Here is a 4,122-nt window from a genome sequence, read left to right on the forward strand (position 1 = left end):
AGCTCCGGTAGCTTTTCGGCGGCATTTTGGTCCTGTTATGGGGATATCGTTTTTAGAATTCAGGATATAAAGGCTGTTTTTTAGAAGGACTGCTTTTTTTTGTGGCGCTTGGTAGCCTTTAGAAGGGGATTTCTGCGGTTTTTTATCGAAGGTACGTTTGCTTCTGCCCAGAATGGAAATGTTTCCTTCGAAGCGTTGCAGGAGTTGGGCAAAACCGTTAACTTCGCTCGAGGCGCGATGCAGGGTTTTGTTCGTTCGTAAACCCTCCCGAGATTTTTTTTTGTAGCCATAGTAATGTTTTGATTGCTAAAAATACAAAATTACTAAAACGGCGAATAGGGAAATGCTATGGGAGGTTTAGTTCAACAGCTTTTTGCAAAATTGCGACGCAAAGGCCTGGCTTAGTCCAGTCGCAACTTCGCAATGCTGCTGGACGTTGTACGATATGTCAAACAAAATGCCGTCTAAAATTTACGACATAAATCAGTACTTTTTTGTATATTTACTTTGTGGGAGAAAAAGTAAATATTCAACTTGATTTTGTAATTGATAAGTTGACTAATTCAATTCAAAATATAGTGACAGGCGATAGTTTTCGTACTGTTGTTACTCGTCTGACTAAAACTGACCTAAGAAAAGTTACTAAGAAAAATGGATGGAACTTTGATTGGAGAAAAGAACTGAATAATAATAGTTTGGAGGTTTATAAACTTTCTATTGAAGAAAATACAGACATAATTCAAGGGCTTGTAAGTTTTGCGGTAGAAAGCGACTATATTTATATGAATTTGCTTGAGAGTGCTCCGTTCAATATTGGTGCTAAAAAAGTTTACGAAGGTGTTGCAGGAAATTTAGTTGCCTTTGTGTGCAAGACTTCTTTTCAGCGAGGACACGAAGGTTTTGTCGCTTTTACAGCGAAAACAAAACTGATCGAACATTACGAGAATACTTTAGGAGCCTATCATTTTGGAGGACATAAGATGATTATTCCTACACATTCGGCAAAAATTTTAGTTGAGAAATATTTTAAAACGTAAGAAAATGGGATACATAAAAGAACCAAAAGGTGTAGATTTTGTGATACAAAGCGAACCTTTGACAGATAAAGACAGAAAGGAAATTTCAGAATTTATTAAAAAATATAAGGAAAAACAGAAAGTTTTAGATAAAAGTAAATCTGTACGCGGCAGAAAAACAACAAAAAAATCTGAAAACGCCTAAATAACACATCGTACAATAACTAAGCTTTAGCTTCGCTCAGTTCGGCTTTGCCTCGGGTCGTTTGGTTTGAAAGACAAAAAACCGGAGGTTCGGCGTAGCCAAATGAATTAGCAATCACCGATTCTTTAGAAAAATAAATAAGAAAGAGGTAACGCCCGTTAGATCCTTCGCTATGCTCTGGACGGGCTAGCTCCGGTAGCTTTTCAACAGTGTTTTGGTCCTCTTATGGGGATATCGTTTTTAGAATTGGGGATATAAAGGCTGTTTTTTTGGGAGAACTGCTTTTTTTGTGGCGTTGGGTAGCCTTTGGGAGTGGTTTTCTGCGGTTTTTCTTAGCCGCATGATATGACGGGAGTGATGGTGGAAAGTCCGTTTGCTTCTGCCCAGGATGGAGATAATTCTTTCGAAGCGTTGCCGGAGTTCGGCAAAACCGTTAACTTCGCTCGAGGCGCGATTGAGGATTTTGTTCGTCCTTAAATCCTCCGGAGATTTTTTTTTGTAGCCATAGTAAATATTTTGATTGTTTAAAAAACAAAATTACTAAAACGGCGAATCGGAAAAGCTACCGGAGGTTTAGTTCAACAAGGTATTTCTATTAGCGGGTCGGAAGTTCCTATCATAAAGATTTTCGCTAATTGTTCTATTTGTTATATTTACAACAACTTGTTATAAAAAGTCCCCGCCAACAGAAATACCCAAACGTTACCTGCTATTCCCCTACTCGAAAACGAAGTTGTTTTTAGCCGCTAACGAATAAAATTTCACTATTTTTATCTATCAAATTTTAAAAATACAACCACTTGATTATCAATGTTTTATTTTAACGTTAGTTAGGATTGTAAAATGATGCCGCTGAAACCATTTATGATATTAATTATGACAATTTTGACATTTCAAAGTTGCCGAAAAAATAATGACAAAATAGAATTAGCGTTCGAAAAAGAATTTTCTGATTCCATTAAGAAAAACAATGCGGAATTGTTCAAATATAATTATGACGAACTGACACCGCAAAAATCATATTTCGTTAATTCAAAATTGAGATTTCTAAAAGTTCATTTGGGACCAGAATTGGGCTCAATTGATGCGAAAATTTATTTCGACGAAAAAACTAAGTCGATTAAAAAAAATGTTTTGCGAATTATTGAAGTCGAGGATTGGAAAACCGAAAAATTAGTGGATACAATTTTTGTAATTTATCCAAATGAAAAAATTACCCATGCTTACGTAAACAATAAGTTAGCAACAAACAAATTTAATAAAAGAGTTTACAATTGGAACAAAGAATTTATCAATAACTTGAAAACCGATACTGAAGAAAAATACAACAGCAGATAATAACTAAGCTTTCGTTGGGCTTGAAAAGCCAACAATGAAGGCCTGTTAGATTCTTCGCTGCGCTCTGGACGAGCTAGCTCCGGCAGCTTTTTGAGCTGTATTTTGGTCCTGTTATGGGGATATGGTTTTTAGGATTGAGGATATAAAGGCAGTTTTTTCGGTAGGGCTGCTTTTTTTTTGTGGCGTAGGGTAACCTTTGGGAGTATGTTTCTGCGGTTTTTCTTTTCAGCATGATATCACGGGAGTAATTGTCGAAGGTACGTTTGCTTCTGCCCAGAATGGAAATGTTTCCTTCGAAGCGTTGCAGGAGTTGGGCAAAACCGTTAACTTCGCTCGAGGCACGATTCAGGGTTTTGTTCGTTCGTAAACCCTCCCGAGATTTTTTTTTGTAGCCATAGTAATGTTTTGATTGCTAAAAAAACAAAATTACTAAAACGGCGAATTGGGAAAAGCTACTGGAGGTTTGTTTCAACAGCGGTTTTAAGCAATGGCTCCATTACTGTTTTCTTCGCCGGAAATTACTAAGTTGGAATTTTTGTTTACATTTACAACTAATCATTAAACGTCACGCCACTTAGTAAAGCCGCGCTCCGTTACCTGCAATTCCCCTACTCGAAAACGGAGTTGTTTTTAGCCGCTAACGAATAAAATTTCACTATTTTTATCTATCAAATTTTAAAAATAAAAACACCTGATTACCAATGCTTTATTTTAACGTTAGTCAGAATTCCCCTACTTGAAAACGAAGTTGTTTTTAGCCGCTAACGAATAAAATTTCACTATTTTTATCTATCAAATATTAAAAATAAAACTACCTGATTACCAATGCTTTAATTTAACGTTAGTTAGGAGCTTAAAAAACGACACTCAAAAGTAACAAAATGGAAATAGGACAAAAATTCAATACTCTGACATTAAAAGAATATTTCTTTTACATCGACAACTATAAGAAATATAAAGACTTCAATACACTTGGACTTTATCGCTCAATCGTGGAGAATGAGAAACTGGCTCTTGACGAGAAATTAACAGTTAGAGAATATGCCCATAAAACATTCAAAAAGACATTTGACTTTCTCCAACTCAAAGACCCAAAAACTTTTGTAGAAGTAGAGTATTTGGGACAAGAATTGACAAAAGGTGATGAACAAAAAATATGGGACGACATCAGAAAAAGTCAGCAAAGTATTTTGGAGGACAAAAAAATCAAGCATAGAAATTTTGGCGAATACTCTAAACATAACTGTGGTTACGACACTTGCGTTTGGAACGGAATTATGGTTAGACAGGGTTCTTGGCTTGCTGAAAGTAGTATGCACTTTGACAGCGACAAGAACAAATACCAACAAAAGTTAAAGTCCGACAAGCGTAAATCAGACAGAAAAAGAGAAAGACAAATTATTGACCGAGAATTTGAAACTGAATAAAGCCAGCAGGTAACACGGGTAGCTGTTGCACAACCCTAATTTTCCAATAATAGTTTTCAAAACTCAACCAAAACCACCTCTTTTTAAGCGATTTAAAGGAGGTTTTTATTTTTGCTGGTGAAAGTTTCCGGAATTT

The 4,122-nt window shown here is 36.0% G+C and carries 5 protein-coding genes; all 5 read left to right on the forward strand.

The genetic code is table 11. The features are described from left to right. Positions 1 to 509: 509 nt before the first annotated feature. The 5 genes from ACM44_RS14715 to ACM44_RS14730 all read left to right on the forward strand — a co-directional run bounded on the left by ACM44_RS14715 (position 510) and on the right by ACM44_RS14730 (position 3,986). Positions 510 to 1,037 carry a hypothetical protein gene (locus ACM44_RS14715; protein ID WP_048500822.1) on the forward strand — a complete coding sequence of 176 codons (528 nt, stop codon included), beginning with the start codon at positions 510 to 512 and terminating at the stop codon, positions 1,035 to 1,037. A 4-nt stretch (positions 1,038 to 1,041) separates the two neighbouring features. After that, positions 1,042 to 1,221, forward strand: a complete 180-nt coding sequence (locus tag ACM44_RS14720) for a hypothetical protein (protein WP_048500823.1) — start codon at positions 1,042 to 1,044, stop codon at positions 1,219 to 1,221. A gap of 345 nt (positions 1,222 to 1,566) precedes the next feature. Beyond that, positions 1,567 to 1,698 carry a hypothetical protein gene (locus ACM44_RS15900; RefSeq protein ID WP_262486494.1) on the forward strand — a complete coding sequence of 44 codons (132 nt, stop codon included), beginning with the start codon at positions 1,567 to 1,569 and terminating at the stop codon, positions 1,696 to 1,698. Between the two features lie 399 nt (positions 1,699 to 2,097). Continuing rightward, positions 2,098 to 2,559 carry a hypothetical protein gene (locus ACM44_RS14725; protein ID WP_152669401.1) on the forward strand — a complete coding sequence of 154 codons (462 nt, stop codon included), beginning with the start codon at positions 2,098 to 2,100 and terminating at the stop codon, positions 2,557 to 2,559. Between the two features lie 881 nt (positions 2,560 to 3,440). Next, positions 3,441 to 3,986 carry a hypothetical protein gene (locus ACM44_RS14730; RefSeq protein ID WP_048500825.1) on the forward strand — a complete coding sequence of 182 codons (546 nt, stop codon included), beginning with the start codon at positions 3,441 to 3,443 and terminating at the stop codon, positions 3,984 to 3,986. Positions 3,987 to 4,122: the final 136 nt, after the last annotated feature.

Origin of the sequence: Chryseobacterium koreense CCUG 49689, assembly GCF_001045435.1 — a bacterium.
GTDB lineage: Bacteria > Bacteroidota > Bacteroidia > Flavobacteriales > Weeksellaceae > Kaistella > Kaistella koreensis.